The 16,300-nt window shown below is 74.5% G+C and carries 16 protein-coding genes and 2 tRNA genes; 11 read left to right on the forward strand and 7 right to left on the reverse strand.

Annotated features, from left to right (window positions below; genetic code table 11):
* Positions 1 to 3: 3 nt before the first annotated feature.
* Positions 4 to 840, reverse strand: coding sequence for a hypothetical protein (locus B8281_RS19275; RefSeq protein ID WP_137281010.1), 837 nt, complete (start codon positions 838 to 840; stop codon positions 4 to 6).
* A gap of 301 nt (positions 841 to 1,141) precedes the next feature.
* Between B8281_RS19275 and B8281_RS10040 the strand changes: the two genes are divergently transcribed.
* From B8281_RS10040 to B8281_RS10050, 3 genes are all read left to right on the forward strand, one after another.
* Positions 1,142 to 1,408, forward strand: a complete 267-nt coding sequence (locus tag B8281_RS10040) for a hypothetical protein (RefSeq protein ID WP_085387632.1) — start codon at positions 1,142 to 1,144, stop codon at positions 1,406 to 1,408.
* Between the two features lie 1,230 nt (positions 1,409 to 2,638).
* Positions 2,639 to 3,706 carry a DUF4190 domain-containing protein gene (locus tag B8281_RS10045; RefSeq protein WP_085387633.1) on the forward strand — a complete coding sequence of 356 codons (1,068 nt, stop codon included), beginning with the start codon at positions 2,639 to 2,641 and terminating at the stop codon, positions 3,704 to 3,706.
* A 28-nt stretch (positions 3,707 to 3,734) separates the two neighbouring features.
* Positions 3,735 to 4,682 carry a hypothetical protein gene (locus B8281_RS10050; protein ID WP_034654504.1) on the forward strand — a complete coding sequence of 316 codons (948 nt, stop codon included), beginning with the start codon at positions 3,735 to 3,737 and terminating at the stop codon, positions 4,680 to 4,682.
* A gap of 24 nt (positions 4,683 to 4,706) precedes the next feature.
* On the opposite strand, the gene B8281_RS10055 is transcribed toward B8281_RS10050, so the two are convergent.
* The 3 genes from B8281_RS10055 to B8281_RS10065 form a co-directional block, all read right to left on the reverse strand.
* A complete protein-coding gene (locus B8281_RS10055; RefSeq protein WP_034654507.1) occupies positions 4,707 to 5,087 on the reverse strand; it encodes an MmcQ/YjbR family DNA-binding protein in 381 nt (126 codons plus the stop codon).
* A 76-nt stretch (positions 5,088 to 5,163) separates the two neighbouring features.
* Complete coding sequence (locus tag B8281_RS10060; RefSeq protein WP_085387634.1) at positions 5,164 to 6,171, reverse strand: aldo/keto reductase; 1,008 nt, start codon at positions 6,169 to 6,171, stop codon at positions 5,164 to 5,166.
* A gap of 10 nt (positions 6,172 to 6,181) precedes the next feature.
* On the reverse strand, positions 6,182 to 7,402 hold the full coding sequence (locus tag B8281_RS10065; RefSeq protein ID WP_051028303.1) for a heparan-alpha-glucosaminide N-acetyltransferase domain-containing protein: 1,221 nt from the start codon (positions 7,400 to 7,402) through the stop codon (positions 6,182 to 6,184).
* A 128-nt stretch (positions 7,403 to 7,530) separates the two neighbouring features.
* Here B8281_RS10065 and B8281_RS10070 point away from each other — a divergent pair, with 128 nt between their 5' ends.
* From B8281_RS10070 to B8281_RS10090, 5 genes are all read left to right on the forward strand, one after another.
* On the forward strand, positions 7,531 to 8,421 hold the full coding sequence (locus B8281_RS10070) for a methyltransferase domain-containing protein (protein WP_043656661.1): 891 nt from the start codon (positions 7,531 to 7,533) through the stop codon (positions 8,419 to 8,421).
* Positions 8,422 to 8,452: 31 nt separating this feature from the next.
* Positions 8,453 to 9,235, forward strand: a complete 783-nt coding sequence (locus tag B8281_RS10075) for a fumarylacetoacetate hydrolase family protein (RefSeq protein WP_034654511.1) — start codon at positions 8,453 to 8,455, stop codon at positions 9,233 to 9,235.
* A 2-nt stretch (positions 9,236 to 9,237) separates the two neighbouring features.
* Positions 9,238 to 9,504, forward strand: a complete 267-nt coding sequence (locus tag B8281_RS10080; protein ID WP_085387635.1) for a hypothetical protein — start codon at positions 9,238 to 9,240, stop codon at positions 9,502 to 9,504.
* Between the two features lie 66 nt (positions 9,505 to 9,570).
* Entirely contained in the window at positions 9,571 to 11,073 is a 1,503-nt protein-coding gene (gene gltX / locus B8281_RS10085; protein WP_198163047.1) for a glutamate--tRNA ligase, read from the forward strand.
* The gene (locus B8281_RS10090) at positions 11,070 to 11,858 is read left to right on the forward strand and encodes an HAD family hydrolase (protein ID WP_085387637.1); all 789 of its coding nucleotides are present in this window, start codon (positions 11,070 to 11,072) and stop codon (positions 11,856 to 11,858) included. Before gltX ends, B8281_RS10090 begins: the two co-directional genes overlap by 4 nt.
* A gap of 226 nt (positions 11,859 to 12,084) precedes the next feature.
* Here B8281_RS10090 and B8281_RS10095 read toward each other — a convergent pair whose 3' ends face one another.
* On the reverse strand, positions 12,085 to 13,353 hold the full coding sequence (locus B8281_RS10095; RefSeq protein ID WP_085387638.1) for a YeiH family protein: 1,269 nt from the start codon (positions 13,351 to 13,353) through the stop codon (positions 12,085 to 12,087).
* Between the two features lie 69 nt (positions 13,354 to 13,422).
* On the opposite strand from B8281_RS10095, the gene B8281_RS10100 reads away from it, so the two are divergent.
* Positions 13,423 to 14,346: a LysR family transcriptional regulator gene (locus B8281_RS10100; RefSeq protein ID WP_085387639.1), complete on the forward strand. Its 924-nt coding sequence runs from the start codon at positions 13,423 to 13,425 to the stop codon at positions 14,344 to 14,346.
* Positions 14,347 to 14,355: 9 nt separating this feature from the next.
* On the opposite strand, the gene B8281_RS10105 is transcribed toward B8281_RS10100, so the two are convergent.
* Together B8281_RS10105 and B8281_RS10110 are read right to left on the reverse strand one after the other, a co-directional pair.
* Complete coding sequence (locus tag B8281_RS10105; protein ID WP_043656671.1) at positions 14,356 to 15,003, reverse strand: hypothetical protein; 648 nt, start codon at positions 15,001 to 15,003, stop codon at positions 14,356 to 14,358.
* On the reverse strand, positions 15,000 to 15,779 hold the full coding sequence (locus B8281_RS10110) for a class I SAM-dependent methyltransferase (RefSeq protein WP_043656645.1): 780 nt from the start codon (positions 15,777 to 15,779) through the stop codon (positions 15,000 to 15,002). The genes B8281_RS10105 and B8281_RS10110 overlap by 4 nt, the downstream gene beginning before the upstream one ends.
* A 202-nt stretch (positions 15,780 to 15,981) precedes the next feature.
* On the opposite strand from B8281_RS10110, the gene B8281_RS10115 reads away from it, so the two are divergent.
* Both B8281_RS10115 and B8281_RS10120 read left to right on the forward strand, forming a co-directional pair.
* Positions 15,982 to 16,053, forward strand: a tRNA-Gln gene (locus tag B8281_RS10115).
* Between the two features lie 100 nt (positions 16,054 to 16,153).
* Positions 16,154 to 16,226, forward strand: a tRNA-Glu gene (locus B8281_RS10120).
* The last annotated feature ends 74 nt before the right edge of the window (positions 16,227 to 16,300 follow it).

Here is a 16,300-nt window from a genome sequence, read left to right on the forward strand (position 1 = left end):
TTTTTACTCGGCCACTTCAGGGGATGGAAGTTCTATGCCATCCGGTCGTGAGAGCCAGTACGTTCGGTACTCCCGTTGAACGATGAGGCTCGGTGAGCCGGGACTGCTTCGGCCGGGCGAAGGTTCGGCCGAAATGAGGCGGTAGCGCCCGGGCTCTGAATCGTGCGTTTGGTAGATCGGGGCATGGCTGATCGCAAACGACCAGCTGATGCTCCCCCCACTGTCGAGCTGATCAGAGTAGGAGACTCCAGGTGGCTGCCCCTCCAATGACCGCGTTGCGGCATCCTCTTGGGTCACCCAGTGTTCGATCCAGGTCCAGGCGAGAAACTCAATCGAGTGATCTGCACCTGGGGCCAGCGTGACGACCCGGTCGTAGACCCTCTCTCCACCGTCCATCGGCAGGTAGTCGACTCGCAGTTGGACGACTCTCTGGCTGCCGTTGTAGATCCCAATGCGGCCCTGGACACCGAGCGCCTTGCGTGCGTCGGCGGGGAGCGTGAAAGACGCGTCCAGTGGGCAGCGTTCCCAGGAGTTGGCCTGGTAGGGATTCGGCGAGAGCGTCGGTGGCCAGAAGATCGTCTGCTGAGGGATGACCGAGATAGCTGGAAGTGTCGCGTCGATGCGAGCTCGATGAGCCTCTACGACGAGTGCCCTGCTATGGCCTTCCTCCTGCCGCGCGATCTCGAGCGCGTCATTCGCGGTTTCTAGACCTGCTGCTGCTGCCTGGGCCGCCTCGCGCGAGGCATTCGCACTCTTCCGCGTCTCCCACGACTGCCAAGCGACGATTGCTGCTGCGACGCAGGCAGCAGTAGCAGCGACGACCTCGGCTCCATCCGGCATGTCCCGAAGGTAGCCCCGAAAGGGCCCGCAGTACGGGTGAATCTGGAGCAGGGCGCGACGCTACGGTCCGACGTGCTCCACCATGCGCGCCATGGTGATCGCAGATCAGGTTCAGCAGGTAGGGGAGCGCGCGCGTGGCCGCGTTCCGGAGGATCACGGCCTGGGTGGCGCTCGCGGCCCGGGAGGGGCCTCAGAGGGCCCGTGGGAGACGTGGGAGCCGTGGGAGCCCTCGTGGGAGGAGCCTGGGGGCACTGATCCTTGGTGGCCCGGTTGGGGGCCTCCTGACGCGGAGCGCGTGCGGGTGAGCGCGCGGGGCCCGCGGCGCTCGTGGACCTGGACGCGCACGGCCGCGGGGGACGAGTTCGAGCAGGTCGTCGAGGAAGGCGCCGTGCTCGCGGTCGAGGTCGACCGCGGCGGCGGCCCTCGCTCGCAGACCGTCCGCGGCGGGTCGCAGGTCCAAGACGGGGGAGACAGCCGGGCGCTCGCGGTGCTCCAGCTCGTCGTCGACGTCGTGGGGGTCGTCGTGACGGTCGGCGGGCTCGTGGCGACGGTCGCTGCGTTGGGGTGACCCGGCCGTCCCGCGGGGTCGGGCGTCGGAGCTTCGCCGGCTGGGGTCTGGGGGACGGTATGTCCTGGCTCTGGCCCTGGCCCGCGCGGTCCCCGGGTGAGCTGCTCGTCGAGCTAGCCCCCAGGCAGACATACCGCCGTGGGATCTCCTCGAGCTGAGCCGGCGGTGGTATGTCCGGGGGCTCGTGGTCGTCGAGCTGGGCGGCGAGCTCGTCGAGCTAGGGGGAGACATACCGTCGCGCTGGTCTGGCTCGAGCTCTCCTCGAGCTCGAGCGCGCGCCCGGGTTGTCGGGCTGCTGCTGGGGGCCCGCGTCGACGCGGGGCTTCGGTGGGGGCGACGTCGTCGTGCTCCGGGTCTCGTCGCGGTCGTCGTGCGCGGGCTGGTGGGGCGCTCGCGGCCGCGGCGGTCGCTCGTCGACGTCGGCGCTCGCGGCTGGTGGGGCGCTCGCGGGCGGCCGTCGGGGTGGGGGCTCGTCGGGCCGGGGCCCGGGCGGTATGTCTGGGGGGGTGGCCGCGGTCGTCGAGCTGCTGGTCGGGCTCGAGCTGCTCGTCGACGGGGAGCTGGTGGGACATACCGTCGGGCGTGAGCTGCGTGAGCTGCGTGAGCTGCGTGAGCTGCGTGAGCTCGGGGGTGTGGGGATCTCGGTGGGCTGGTCGTCGAGGGGGTGCTCGTCGACGTCGGGCGTGGGGTCACGGGCGTGGGCTACCAGGGCCAGTGGTGGGCGAGGGCGATCAGGGCGAGGCGTAGGGCGGTGGTCGCGGCTTCTCGGTGCCACCAGGGGCGTCCTTGGTGGCGGGCGCGTCGTCGGGGGCTGTGGTGCTCGGGCATGGTCGTCCTCTCGGGTCGTGGGGCCCCGGTCGGGGCCCTCGCTTCGAGGGTGCGGGGGCTGTCGAGCCACCCCCGCGGCGCTCGCGGCCGGGAGCCGGCTCCGGGTCGGGGGCGGTATGTCTGGGCGCGGAGGCCGCGGCTGGGTCGGGGGCGAGCTGCGTGAGCTCGCGGGGGACATACCGTCGTCGCGGTCGGAGCTGGAGGAGATCTCGGCGGCCTGGCTATGGGGCGTCGGCGCGGCGGACTTTCACCCGCCGCGCGGTTTTCCCGATGTGGGCGCGACCGGGAAGAATGGCCGTGAACGTGCTGTGAATACCCGGCGCGTCCGGCCGGCCGACCGCGCGTCGGCCGGCCACCCCGACCCGAACGACCGATCTCGCGGCGAGGCCGCGGAGGAGCACCATGTCGCAGCCGCCCACGGCACCGCAGGACCCGTACCAGTTCGACCCCTACCGGCCGCAGGGCTCCGACCCGGCGCAGGAGGGGCACGGACAGGGGCAGGACGCGTGGGCGTCGCAGGGAGAGCCGCAGCCCCAGCCGTACGGCTCGCCCGACGCCGCGCCCGGGTACGGCGGCACGCCGGAGCAGGCGCCCTACGGAGACCCCGGCCACCCGCCCTACGGTGCCGATCCTCAGGCCGCGTACGGGCAGCAGGGCTACGGCCAGCCTGCCGGGTCCCCGGCGCAGGGGTACGCGCAGCCCTACCCCGACGCCGGGGCGCAGCAGCCGTACGGCCAGCCCTACGGCGACCCTGCCCAGCAGCCCTACGGCGCCGCACAGCAGCCCTACGGGAGCCCGTACGGGAACGGCTACGCCGCGTACACGGCGCCGGCGCCGTCGACGGGCACGATGGCGATCGTCGGCTTCGTGCTGGCGATCCTCGGCTTCCTCGGCAGCTGGATCCCGTTCGTCAACATCTTCGCCGCGGTCATGGGCATCGCCGGCGTGGTGCTCGGCTTCGTCGGGCTGTCGCAGGCGAAGCAGGGCCGGTCGGGCAAGGGCTTCTCCATCGCGGCGATCGTGCTCGGTGTGGTCTCGGTGCTCGTGACCATCCTCGTGTGGGTCCTCTTCGTCGTCGCGGCGAACGAGGCCTCGTCGCAGTACGAGCAGACGCTCTCGGAGATCCAGGAGGACTCCGACCGCGCGCTCGGCGAGTCGACGGACGAGATCCTCGCGAACGACCTCGGTGTCGAGGTCGGCACGTTCGAGGGCACCGCCGACGAGTTCGGCTGGGTCGAGTCGGCCCTGCCGCTCACGCTGACCAACACCTCCGACGAGCCGCTGACGTTCGACCTCGACGTCGACGCCGTCGCGGCCGACGGCACGGTCGTCGAGTCCGACTTCGTCTACACCGACCAGCTCGCCCCGGGCGAGTCGACGACCGTCGAGGCCTTCGACTTCATCGACTCCGAGAACCTCGAGGCCATGAAGACGGCGACCTTCGAGGTCACGCGCGTGAGCGCGTACTGACCGACGCACGGGACCGAGGGACGGACCGGTGAGCACGAGCGACCCCAGGACCCCGCCCGACGACGCGGCGCCCGCACCCGCCTGGGGCACGGCGCCCGGCGCGGCGGGGGAGCGCGAGCCCGCGCCGTCGGCACCCGGCCCTGCGGAGCCCTCGCCGCCCGCGGACGGCGGCGAACGCCCGGCCCCCGGCGACCCCGAGCCCGCACCGACGGCGCAGCCCGCGCGGGTCCGACGGCCGGGGACGGGCGTGCTCGTCACGGCGTGCCTCGGCGTCCTGCTCGTCGGGGCCGTCCTCGTCACCGAGGCCATGACGGCGCGCTGGGGCTGGGCGCACGTGGGCTGGCTCTACCCCGTCGCCGGAGCCGTCGTGCTGACGGTCGGCGCCGTCGCCTGGCGTCGGGGCACGCGCGGCGTGCCGGGGGCGACGCGCGCGCTCGTCGCGCTGCTCGCGGGGACGGTCGTCGTCACGACCTGGGTCGCGGTCGACGTCGTGCCCGCGGCCGGTCCCGGCTACGGCGTGGGGAGCTCGCTGCGCGGGTACCCGCTCGGCGGCGGGTCCGACGACGGCCCGGAGATCACGGCCGTGTCCGACCGCGTCTGGTTCGGCGACTCGGTCCGGTACGCCGACGGCCTCGTCGTCTCGGTCTCGGCCCCGCAGGCGTACACGCCGAGCGAGCACGCGGCGGTGCGCGACGGCGACCCGCCGGACTCCGTGCGTGTCCGGGTGCGCCTGACGAACGGCACGGGCCGCGCCGTCGACCCCGGGAGCATCGACGTGCAGCCGGTGTCGGGCGGCCTCGTGGCCCGCCGGGTGTACGACTACGCGCCGGACGTCCTGCTCGAGCGTCCCGACCTCGTGGCGCGGGGGTCGAGCGGCGAGTGGGATCTCGTGTACGCCGTCCACGACCCGGAGGACGTCACGGTGGCGCTGGAGCCGACGTGGGCGAACTACGCGGTGGCCGTCTTCTCCTGGTGACGCCTCTTCCGACGTGCGCAGGCGTCACTCCGTGCGTCGCAGGTACTCCTGCGCTAGGCGGTGCGGGGCGCGGGCGAGCCACGCGTCCTGCACGAGCTCCTCGAGCTCCGGCACAGGGACCCGGTCGAGCCGCGCGAGCACGATCGGGTACCCGTCGAAGTGGCTCGTCGTGAAGAACGTGCCGGGGTCGTCCTGGATCAGCGCGGCCTTCTCGCCCTCGTCCGCGACGCGCAGCGCGACGGGCGGCTCCGCCGGGGCCGCGTCGCCCAGCTCGTCGAGGTCGCGCGGGCGCAGGGGGCGCTCCCACACGAAGAGCTTGCCGTGCACCGTCCACCGGCGCGCGTCCTTGAGGTCCGTGCCCGGCAGCACCGCCACGACCCGTCCGACGTCCTCCCACGAGGCCATGCCCCCACGGTAGGCAGCCGGTCGCGGTCGGGCCACACGACCGGCCGCCGCGCCCGCGGGAGCGCGGCGGGACGGGTCAGAAGGGTGCGACCTTCCCGAGCGGCGGGAAGATCTCGTCGAGCTCCGCGAGATCGTCGGCCGTGGGCCGCCACGCACCCGCGGCGGCGTTCTGCCGCACCTGCTCGGGCTTCGTCGCACCCGCGATGACGCTCGACACCTGGGACCGGGAGAGCAGCCACCCGAACGCGACCTGCACCTCGGTGATGCCGCGCACCTGGCAGAACGCGCCCAGCCGCGCGAGCGCCTCCCAGGGCGCGGACTCGAGCAGGTGCGGCTTGCTGCGCACGAGCCGGCCGTCGTCGGGCCGCGCGCCGTGCGCGTACTTGCCGGTGAGCAGGCCGTTCGCGAGCGGGAAGTACGGCAGGACGCCGAGCCCGTACGCCGCCGCGGCGGGCAGCACCTCGAGCTCGGCCGCGCGGTCGACAAGGTTGTACTGGTTCTGCGCGGACACGAACCGCACGGTGCCCGCCGCGCGCGCGACGAGCTCTGCCTCCGCGATCTGCCACCCGGCCCGGTTGGAGTGACCCACGTAGAGAACCTTGCCCGCGCGCACGAGGTCGTCGAGCGCCGCGAGCGTCTCGTCGATCGGCGTCTGCGGGTCGGGGGTGTGGAACTGGTAGAGGTCGATGCGGTCGGTGCCGAGGCGGCGCAGCGAGCCCTCGACCGCCCGCACGACGTAGCGGCGCGAGCCGCGCGCGTCGAAGTCCGCCCCCGCGGCCCCGCGCATCGACATGCCGAACTTCGTCGCCACGACGACGTCGTCGCGCCGCGACCCGAGCGCCTGGCCGAGCAGCTCCTCGCTCAGGCCCGGGCGGCCGCCGTACGTGTCGGCCGTGTCGAAGAACGTCACGCCCGCGTCGAGGGCGGCGTCGACGACGGCGCGCGTGCCCTCCAGGGTCTCCGTCGCCGTCGCGGGGCGCCCGAAGTTGTTGCACCCCAGCCCGACGGCGGACACCGCCAGGCCGGACCGGCCCAGGCGGCGCAGGGCGGGGCGGGGTGCGGTGTCGTCGCTCGTGGTGGTCATGCGGCCGACCCTACGTCGGCCCGCGCGACGACGTGACGGCGGAGGCGCGCGCCGCGACGGACGCGACGAGCCGTTCCAGCGGGCCGCGCCCGATCGCCCAGCGCCACAGGGTCGCGACCACCAGCGTCGCGAGCACGAGCGCGAGGAGCGGCCCGTTCGTCGTCTGCTCGTACGCCGCGTCGCCCCACGCCCACAGGACGACGATCTGGGCCGAGTAGACCGTGAGCGCCATGGCGCCGACCGCGGCGACGGGGGCGAGCGCCCAGCGACCGACCCGGCCCGCGAACAGGCACAGCCCCAGCACCGCGACGGCGAACCCGCCCGACCCCACGACCTCGAGGAGCGTGTCCGTGTGCGGGCCCGCGAGCCAGAGGTACGCGCTCGTCGGCCACGGGTCCTCCCACCCGAGCGGCTCCGGCCGGTACGCGCTCGACCACACCGCGGCCGCGTCCTCCACGGCCTGCGCCCCGCCGAGCGGACCCGTGAGCGCCGCCGAGACGCCGTACCCGAGCCCGGCCGCCAGCAGCCCGCCAGCGACCAGCGCGACGCGCGTCGTCCTCGCGCCGAGGTCGGACCGCCCGATCGCGATCCCGACGAGCACGTACGCCATCCACACCACCGCCGGGTAGTGCCCCGAGACGAGGAAGTCCGTGAGCGCGCCCGACCCGTCGTCGGGCAGGTGGAGCCCGCCGCGCGCGAGCACCTCCGGGAGCCACAGGGCGAGCACCGGGCCGACGACGGCTACTACGCCCGCGAGGACCAGGAGGTCCCGGCGCCGCCAGCGCAGGAACGGCAGCGCGAGCACGAAGTAGGCGGCGTAGAAGCCGAGGATGAGCAGCACGCGCGTGCCGAGCAGGTCCAGCAGCCCGGCCAGGGCGAGCAGGAGCACCGCGCGCACGAGGACCCGGGTGCGGTTCTGGAGCGCGGGCAGCCCGTCGAGCGGGGTGCGTCCGCCCGAGACGAGGGCGAGCGACACCCCGGCCACGAGCGCGAAGAGGACCGACGAGCGGCCGTGCGACAGCGAGAGCCAGCCGGAGACCTCGCCGAAGTCGTCCGTCGTGAAGCCCACGTGCGCCGCGAACATCCCGAGGACCGCGACCCCGCGCGCGACGTCGAGCCCCGTGACGCGGCCCGGCCCGCCGAGCAGGAGCGCGGCGTGGCGCCGCGCGAAGCCGGCTGAGGGGCGAGCGGGGTCGCCGGGGGCGGAGGTCGTGCCGGTCGCGGCCGTCATGGGGGGATTGTCCGTGCGCGGGCGCGCTCCCACCCCGCCGCCACGCCGGGGAGGAGCCGCGCGGCGACCGGCGCCCAGAGTGTGAGAACGGGGTCGAGAACGCCGCACCCGCGGCCTACGGTGCGGGTATGACGCACACCCCCCACGGCGCCGACGAGGCCGCCGAGCACCACGCCGACGCCCCCACCGGGGCAGGCAGCGACCCCGCGCAGGAGTCCGAGTCGTACACCCACGGCCACCACGAGTCCGTGCTGCGCTCGCACCGCTGGCGCACGGCCGAGAACTCGGCCGGCTTCCTCCTGCCGCACCTGCGCCCCGGCATGAGCCTCCTCGACGTCGGCTGCGGCCCGGCCACGGTCACCGTCGACCTCGCCGACCGCGTCGGCGACGGGCGGGTCGTCGGCGTCGACGCGTCCGAGGCCGTCCTCGACAGCGCGCGCGAGCTCGCCGCCCAGCGCGGCACCGCGAACATCTCGTTCCAGCACGCGAACGCCTACGAGCTGCCGTTCGCCGACGGCACGTTCGACGTCGTCTACGCGCACCAGCTCCTGCAGCACCTGTCCGACCCGATCGGCGCGCTGCGCGAGATGCGGCGCGTCACAAAGCCGGGCGGCCTCGTCGCCGTGCGCGACGCCGACTACGCCGCCATGACCTGGTACCCCGAGTCACCGGGGCTCACCGAGTGGAACACGCTCTACCACGAGGTCACCCACGCCTACGGGTACGAGGCCGACGCCGGCCGTCGCCTCTTCTCCTGGGTGCAGGACGCCGGGTTCCCGCTCGACGGGATCGAGCCCAGCGCGAGCACCTGGTGCTACGCCACCCCCGCCGACCGCACGTGGTGGGGCGGCCTGTGGGCCGAGCGGTGCGTCGCGTCGAACTTCGCCGTCCAGGCGAAGGAGTCGGCACTCGCGGACGACGTCGCGCTCGAGCAGCTCGCGCAGGACTGGCTGCGCTGGGCCGAGGAGCCCGCGGGCTGGTTCGCCGTCCTCAACGGCGAGGTCCTCGCCCGCGCGTGATCGACCGGGCACGGCCGGATAGCCTGGGCCCGTGCGCATCGCGAGATTCACCACCGGAGACGACCCCCGCTACGCCCTCGTCCAGCAGGAGGGGGACCGCACCTACCTCGCGGTCCTCACGGGCGACCCGCTCTACATGCCCGTCACGCCGACGGGCGAGCGCGTCGAGCTGGGCGACGGCGTCCGGCTCCTCGCGCCGGTGATCCCGCGCTCCAAGGTGGTCGCCGTGGGCCGCAACTACGCGGACCACGCGAAGGAGATGGGCAACGACGTCCCGACGAGCCCGCTGCTCTTCCTCAAGCCGAACACGTCGGTCGTCGGCCCGGACGACCCGATCGTCCTGCCCGACTTCTCGCAGGAGGTCTCGTACGAGGCCGAGCTCGCGGTCGTCATCGGGCGCCTCGCGAAGGACGTGTCGCCCGAGGCCGCGCCGGCGTACGTGCTCGGGTACACCGTCGCGAACGACGTCACCGCGCGCGACGCGCAGCGCACCGACGGCCAGTGGGCGCGCGCCAAGGGCTTCGACTCCGCGTGCCCCCTCGGGCCGTGGATCGACACCGACCTGAACCCGGAGGACGTCGGCGTCCGCAGCCGCGTCAACGGCGAGGTCAAGCAGGACGGCCGCACGAGCGACATGATCTTCGACATCCCGTTCCTCGTGTCGTACGTCTCCGAGGCGATGACCCTGCTGCCCGGTGACGTCATCCTCACCGGCACCCCCGCGGGCGTCGGGCTGATCGACGTCGGCGACCGCGTCGAGTGCGAGGTCGAGGGGCTGGGCGTCCTGAGCAACCCGGTCGTCCGGCGCGGCTGACCGTGGGGCGCGGTCCGGGCCGCGTCGTCGCGCGGTGGGCGGGCTGGGGCGCCGTCGTCCCGTGCGTCGTCGTGGTCGTGCTCGCGGTCCTCGCGGTCGCTTCCGGGAACGTGCCCCCGGGCGAGGTGCTGGCGTACGCCGTCGTCCTGGCGATCATCCTGGTCCCGGGGTGCGCGCTCGCGGGCGCCGCCCTCGGGGCGGCGGTCGTGGCGACGCGGTCGTGGCGGGCCGGACGCGCGGGAGGCGCGGCGGGGACCGTCCCGGACTGAGACGAGGACGGGCCCGACTCCGGACGCCCGGGCGGCGGACGGCGTCGGGCAACTAGGCTGGGAGCCGTGATCCCCGCACCTGGTTCCTCGCCTGTCCGCGTCCGCTTCTGCCCGTCCCCGACCGGGACGCCGCACGTCGGGCTCATCCGCACCGCGCTGTTCAACTGGGCCTACGCGCGGCACACGGGCGGCACGTTCGTGTTCCGCATCGAGGACACCGACGCCGCGCGCGACAGCGAGGAGAGCTACCAGCAGCTCCTCGACGCGCTGCGCTGGCTCGGGCTCGACTGGGACGAGGGCGTCGAGGTGGGCGGCCCGCACGAGCCGTACCGGCAGTCGCAGCGCGCGGACATCTACCAGGACGTCATCGCGCGGCTCGTCGAGGGCGGGTACGTGTACGAGTCGTTCTCGACCCCGGAGGAGTCCGACGCGCGCAACGCCGCCGCGGGGCTCAAGACGAAGGGCTACGACAACTTCGACCGCACCCTCACGGACGAGCAGAAGGCCGCCTTCCGCGCCGAGGGCCGCGAGCCGGTGCTGCGCCTGCGGATGCCGGACGAGGACATCACGTTCACCGACGTCGTGCGCGGGGAGATCACGTTCAAGGCGGGCTCGGTCCCGGACTACGCGCTCGTGCGCGCGAACGGGCAGCCGCTCTACACGCTCGTGAACCCGGTGGACGACGCGCTCATGGGCATCACGCACGTGCTGCGCGGCGAGGACCTGCTGTCCTCGACGCCGCGCCAGATCGCGCTGTACCGGGCGCTGCTGGAGATCGGCGTCGCGCACGTGATGCCGGAGTTCGGCCACCTCCCGTACGTCATGGGGGAGGGCAACAAGAAGCTGTCCAAGCGCGACCCCGAGTCCAACCTGTTCCTGCACCGCGAGCGCGGGTTCACGCCCGAGGGCCTGCTCAACTACCTCGCGCTGCTCGGCTGGTCGATCTCGCCGGACCACGACATCTTCACGGTCACCGAGATGGTCGAGGCGTTCGACGTGCACGACGTGCTGCCGAACCCGGCGCGCTTCGACCTCAAGAAGGCCGAGGCGATCAACGCGACGCACGTGCGGATGCTCGTGCCGGAGGACTTCCGCGACCGCCTCGTCCCGTACCTGCACGCGGGCGGGCTCGTGCCGGCGGACTCGTTCGCCGACCTGTCGCCCCGCAACCAGGAGATCCTCACGGCGGCCGCGCCGCTCGTCCAGGAGCGCATGGTGCTGCTGGGCGAGTCGGTCGGGATGCTGGGCTTCCTCTTCACGGCCGACGACGCGCTCACGGTCGAGGACGACGCGCGCGGCGCCCTGCGCGACGACGCGAAGGACATCCTCGCCGCGGCGATCGCCGCGCTCGACATGCTGCAGGACGACGAGTTCGTCACCGCCGCCATCGAGGAGCGCCTGCGCGACGCGATCGTCGAGGGCATGGGCGTCAAGCCGCGGTTCGCGTTCACGCCGCTGCGCGTCGCGCTCACGGGCCGCCGCGTCTCCCCGCCGCTGTTCGAGTCGATGGAGCTGCTCGGCAAGGGCTCGACGCTGGAGCGCCTCGTGCGCCTGCGGGACGCGCTGTGACCGACGCCGCGGCCTCGGCGGGCGCGCCGCTCGAGGGCGTCTTGTTCGACGTCGACGACACGCTCGTCCACACGCGTGCCGCGTTCGCGCAGGCCATCGCCGCCGCGTCGCGCGTGTGGTTGCCGCACCTGCCCGAGGAGCGCTACGACGACGTCCTCGCGCTGTGGCGCGCCGACCCCAACGGGCACTACCGCGCGTACACGCGCGGCGAGGTCGACTTCGACGCCCAGCGCATGGCGCGCGCCAACGAGCTCCAGGCGGCGTTCGGCGGCGAGCTGCTCGACGACGCGGCGTACGTCGACTGGAAGGACCTCTTCTGGGGCACGTTCGAGGCGTCGTGGACGGCGTTCGCCGACTCCCGCGGAGTGGTCGACGCGCTCGCGGGGGCCGGGGTGCGCGTCGGCTCGCTGACGAACGCGCGCGTCGAGCTCCAGACCCGCAAGCTCGCGGCCGCGGGCCTGGCCGACGTGCCGCTGCTCGTCGGGGTGGACACGCTCGGCTTCGGCAAGCCCGACCCGCGCGTGTTCGCGGAGGCGTGCCGTCGTCTCGGCACCGACCCGGCCCGCACCGCGTACGTCGGCGACGAGCTCGACGTCGACGCGCGCGGCGCGCTCGCCGCGGGCCTCGTCGGGGTGTGGCTCGACCGCCCCGGCACCCGTCGCGGCGGCCCGCACCCGGAGGACCCGACGTCGGCCCGCGCGTCGGGCGTGCACGTCGTCCACGGCCTCGACGACCTCCCCGCGACGCTCGGCGTCGCGGCCGCGCAGACCCCCGCGCCGAGGTAACCCCCGGCCCTGCGAGGCACAGCCCCCGCTCCGCGAGGTAGAGCCCCGGTCCCGCGAGGTAGAGCCCTGGTCCCGCGAGGTAGAGCCCTGGTCCCGCGAGGTAGAGCCCTGGTCCCGCGAGGTAGAGCCCTGGTTCCGCGAGGTAGAGGTCTGGTCATGACCAGACCTCTACCTCGGCCCACCATGCCTCTACCTCGCGGGACCGGGCCGCTTTCTCGTGGGGCGGTCAGGCGAGGAGCAGGACGCCCACGAGGGCCGTCGCGGTGACGAGCACCGCGGAGAGGGCGCCCAGCACGAGCGACCGCCGCCCGGTGCGCACGAGCGTTGGCACGTCCACGCCGAGCCCGAGGGCGAACATCGCCGCGACGAACGCGAGCGTCGAGGCCGTGACGAGGACGGCGAGCACCGGCGCGGGCACCACCCCGAGGCTGCGGAGCGCGACCGCCGCCACGAACCCCACGACGAACCACGGCACCGGGGCGACGCGTCGCTTCCCGGCCCCCGCAGCGGCCCCCGCACCCGTGCCCACGCCGCGGGACTCGCCGACCTCCGCACCGGTCGACGGCGCGGCGCCCGGCGCCCCGAGCGCGCTCGTGGTCGCGAGCGCCGGCGCCGCGCGTCGGGCTCCGCGGGCCACGACGACCCCGGCGACGGCGACGAGCGGCGCGAGGAGGGCCACGCGCGCGAGCTTCGCGACCGTCGCCGTGGCGAGCGCCGGCGCGGAGATCGTCCCGGCCGCGGTGACGACCTGCGCGACCTCCTGGACGCTCGCGCCGATCCAGAGCCCGGCCCGGTCGTCGGTGAGCCCGAGCAGTCCTGCGAGCCAGGGCAGCACGACGATCGCGAGGGTGCCGTAGACGGTGACGAGCGCGAGCGCGGTGGCGACGCCGTCGTCGTCCTCGCGCACCTCGTCGGGCGTGCGACCCGGCCGGTCCACGACGCCCTGCATCGCGGAGATCGCGGCGGCCCCGCACACGGAGAAGCCGGTCGCGACGAGCAGCGTCGTCACGCGCGGCACGCGCAGCACGCGGCCGAGCGCGAGCGTCCCCGCGAAGGTGACGGCGAGCGTCGTCGTGACGACGACGAGCCCGCGCCAGCCCAGCCCCAGCACCTCCGGGAGGGAGAGCTGGAAGCCGAGCAGCACGACGCCCACCCGAAGCACGACGCGCGACGTCCACGCGACGCCGGGACGCGTCGCGGCGACCGTCGCCCCGCCCCGCCGGGTCGTCGCGAGCCGGCCGAGCGCCGGGGCGACGAGCGCGCCCAGGACGAGCGCGACGACGAGCGGGGACACCGTCGGGACCAGGCGCGCGCCCGCGAGCACGAGGAGCGTCGCCGCGCCGACGAGGACGAGCCCGGGGACGAGCGCGCGCGGCCCGCGCGGTGCGTCGGGGCGCCGGTCAGAGGCGGGCGCCGGGGGAGCGGCCGTGACCGCCGGGACGCCTCGGGTCGCGAGGGCCCCCGCGCGCGTCGAGGGGGGTGCAGGGTGGTTCATGCTTCCAGCGTGCTGCGGCCGGTGCGGCGGCAGAAGAGCGACTTCCCTCGCGAGGCATAGAGTGGACCTATGGCCCCGACCGCCCGCGACAGGACGTCCCTCTCCGCGCTCGAGCTGCTCGTCGCGACCGACTCGCACGGGTCGATCAGCGCGGCGGCCCGCGCGCTCGGCGTCGCCCAGCCCACGGCGTCGGCAGGCCTGCGCGCGCTGGAGCGCCGCCTCGGCCTCGACCTCCTCGAGCGCACGACGCGCGGGTCCCGGCTCACCGAGACCGGCCGCGCGACGGCGGCGTGGGCGCGCGAGGTGATCGAGGCCTCCGACCGCTTCGAGACCTCCGTCGCGGCGCTGCGCGACGCCCCGGCGGCCCGGGTGCGCGTCGCGGCCAGCCTCACGGTCGCGGAGTACCTGGCGCCGCGCTGGCTCGCGCGGCTCGCGCTCGAGGGGGCGCCGGGCGGCGGGGCTCCCGACGTCGAGCTCGTCGTCCGCAACTCCCGCGAGGTGACCGACCTCGTGCTCGACGGCGGCGTGGAGCTCGGGTTCGTCGAGAGCGCGACGCTGCGGCGCGGGCTGCGCAGCCGCACCGTCGCGCACGACCGGCTCGTCGTGGTCGTCGGCCCCGCACATCCCTGGGCGCGCCGCAGCGCCGTGCGCGTCGACGAGCTGCTGTCCGGGGGGCTCGTCGTGCGCGAGCGCGGCTCGGGCACGCGCGAGACGCTCGAGCGCGGCCTCGCGGCGCTCGGCGAGCGCCTGCCGGACCACCTGCCCTACCTCGGCTCCACCGCGGCGCTGAAGACGGCCGTGCAGCACGGCGGGGGGGTCGCCGTGCTGTCGAGCCTCGCCGTCGCCGACGACGTCGCGCGGGGCGCTCTCGTGCGGGTCGCGGTGCCGGGGCTCGAGCTGGACCGCCGGCTGCGGATGGTCTGGAAGGACGGCACGGCGCTCTCCTCGGCCGCGCGCCGCATCGCGGCGGCTGCGGCCGCGGCGTCGGGCTGACGGGCCGGCTCAGCCCGGCGTGTCCGCGCGCACGCTCGCGTCCCAGCGCCAGCGCGTGCGCCGGGGCCGACCCGGGAGCTCGTCCCGGCCGGTCGCCCAGAGGAGCACAGCGTCGGGGCCCTCGTCCGGACCCGTCTCGACGTCGGGAAACAGGCGCGTCAGCGCCCGGGCCGCCAGACCCGGGGGGAACGGGGTGGGTGCGTCCGTGAGCCCGAGCAGGACGTCGTGGCCGTGCACGAGGACCTCGACGACCCCCATCGCCGCGAAGCCGTCGGCGTCCGAGACCCCGTACGGGTGGAAGGCGCGCGCGCCCGCGGGCCGCGTCTCGGCGAGCGTCGCGAGCAGCTCCCCGCCGCCGACGAGCGCCTCGACGAGCCCCGCCGTCCCGGCCGCGCGGTCGACGTGCGCGATCTCGCCCTCGCCCTTGGGCCCGACGAGCGGCACGTACGCGAGCGCGGGGAGCGCCGCGAGCTGGAGCGCGTAGGCGAGGAGGTCGTCCACGACGTGCTCCGTCGTCGTCCAGCACGACCAGCGGACCGGACCGGCCTGCGCGTCGAACGCCGACACGGGCTGGTCCACGAGGCGGTCGGCGAGCCATCGGACGGCCACCCGGACGTCGTCGCCCGTGATCGTGCCGCGTGCGCCCGTGCCGCTCATGCTGCGCCCGGTGCGTCGGGGCGCACGTCCGCGCGCCAGCACTGGGCGAGGTAGGGGAGATCCACCTCGGTGCGGCCGGCGAGGTCGGGGTGGGTCGCGACGAGCCGGTCGATCTCGTCCAGCAGCTCCTCGCGCCGCGCCGGCGGGAGGGTCAGGAGGTAGCTGCGCGACGCGGCGAGCGGGCGCAGCGAGGACGTGGTGACCCGGTCGGCCCACGGCACCGTGCGGTGCTCGGGCGTCGTGAAGAGGCGCTCGGAGAGCGCGGGCTCCCGGTAGCTGTGCTCGAGCGTGTCACCCCGGTGGATGATCTCGGTGAACCGGCCCACCCAGTCCACCGAGCTGTCCCGGACGTTCCACACGATGCCGAGCCGGCCGCCGGGCCGCAGCACGCGCGCGATCTCCGGCTGGGCCGCGGGGGAGAACCAGTGCCACGCCTGGGCGACCAGCACGGCGTCGACGCTCGCGTCCGGCAGCGGGACGGCCTCCGCCGATCCGGGGAGCGCCTCGGCCTCGGGGACGGTCTCCGCGAGACGGCCCCGCATCGCGTCCGACGGCTCCACGGCGACGACCTCGAGGCCGCGCGCGACGAGCCGCTCCGTGAGCTTCCCGGTGCCGGCGGCGAGGTCCAGGACGCGGTGCGCGCCGTCGGGCACGAGCCAGTCGACGGCCGCGTCCGGGTAGGACGGCCGGGTGGAGGCGTACTGCGCGGCACCGTGCTCGAACGACGCGGCCCGGTCGGCGCGCGAACCGGGGTCGAGGGAGTCTCCAGGGCTCATGCCCCGACGGTGCCAGACGGCGGCCGTGCCCGTCGACCGCAGGACGCGCGCGTCGCCGGGCCGCTCGGGCGCGCGGAGCGCATTTGGTCCGCGTCGGCATGTCCGGTAATGTTCTCGGCCGGTGGGACCTCCACGGGAGGGAGCCAGGGGACGGGTCTATGACTCGTCGTCCCGGCTTCCCGACGCGGATCGGTTACCCCCTTGGGGTATGGTGTAATTGGCAGCACGAGTGATTCTGGTTCACTTAGTCTAGGTTCGAGTCCTGGTACCCCAGCGAAGAGCTCCGGCTCTGGAGCTCGCGGTCAAGACCGCGAGAAACATGAGGTAGAGTTCTCACCGGAGAAACGGACCGGAAACGGTACGAAGCTCCACAGGCCCCCATCGTCTAGCGGCCTAGGACGTCGCCCTCTCACGGCGGTAACACGGGTTCAAATCCCGTTGGGGGTACAGAAGAAGGCCCGGTCACCATCACGGTGACCGGGCCTTCGTCGTTTCGTCTTGATGCCCGATGCCCGCGCGTC

This window comes from Cellulosimicrobium sp. TH-20 (assembly GCF_002105775.1).
GTDB lineage: Bacteria > Actinomycetota > Actinomycetes > Actinomycetales > Cellulomonadaceae > Cellulosimicrobium > Cellulosimicrobium funkei.

Bases quoted from the DNA above. Each gene is read 5' to 3' on its own strand.
- B8281_RS19275 (WP_137281010.1), bottom strand. From the start codon at position 840: ATGCCGGATGGAGCCGAGGTCGTCGCTGCTACTGCTGCCTGCGTCGCA.
- B8281_RS10045 (WP_085387633.1), top strand. From the start codon at position 2,639: ATGTCGCAGCCGCCCACGGCACCGCAGGACCCGTACCAGTTCGACCCC.
- B8281_RS10055 (WP_034654507.1), bottom strand. From the start codon at position 5,087: ATGGCCTCGTGGGAGGACGTCGGACGGGTCGTGGCGGTGCTGCCGGGC.
- B8281_RS10060 (WP_085387634.1), bottom strand. From the start codon at position 6,171: ATGACCACCACGAGCGACGACACCGCACCCCGCCCCGCCCTGCGCCGC.
- B8281_RS10065 (WP_051028303.1), bottom strand. From the start codon at position 7,402: ATGACGGCCGCGACCGGCACGACCTCCGCCCCCGGCGACCCCGCTCGC.
- B8281_RS10070 (WP_043656661.1), top strand. From the start codon at position 7,531: ATGACGCACACCCCCCACGGCGCCGACGAGGCCGCCGAGCACCACGCC.
- B8281_RS10095 (WP_085387638.1), bottom strand. From the start codon at position 13,353: ATGAACCACCCTGCACCCCCCTCGACGCGCGCGGGGGCCCTCGCGACC.
- B8281_RS10100 (WP_085387639.1), top strand. From the start codon at position 13,423: ATGGCCCCGACCGCCCGCGACAGGACGTCCCTCTCCGCGCTCGAGCTG.
- B8281_RS10105 (WP_043656671.1), bottom strand. From the start codon at position 15,003: ATGAGCGGCACGGGCGCACGCGGCACGATCACGGGCGACGACGTCCGG.
- B8281_RS10110 (WP_043656645.1), bottom strand. From the start codon at position 15,779: ATGAGCCCTGGAGACTCCCTCGACCCCGGTTCGCGCGCCGACCGGGCC.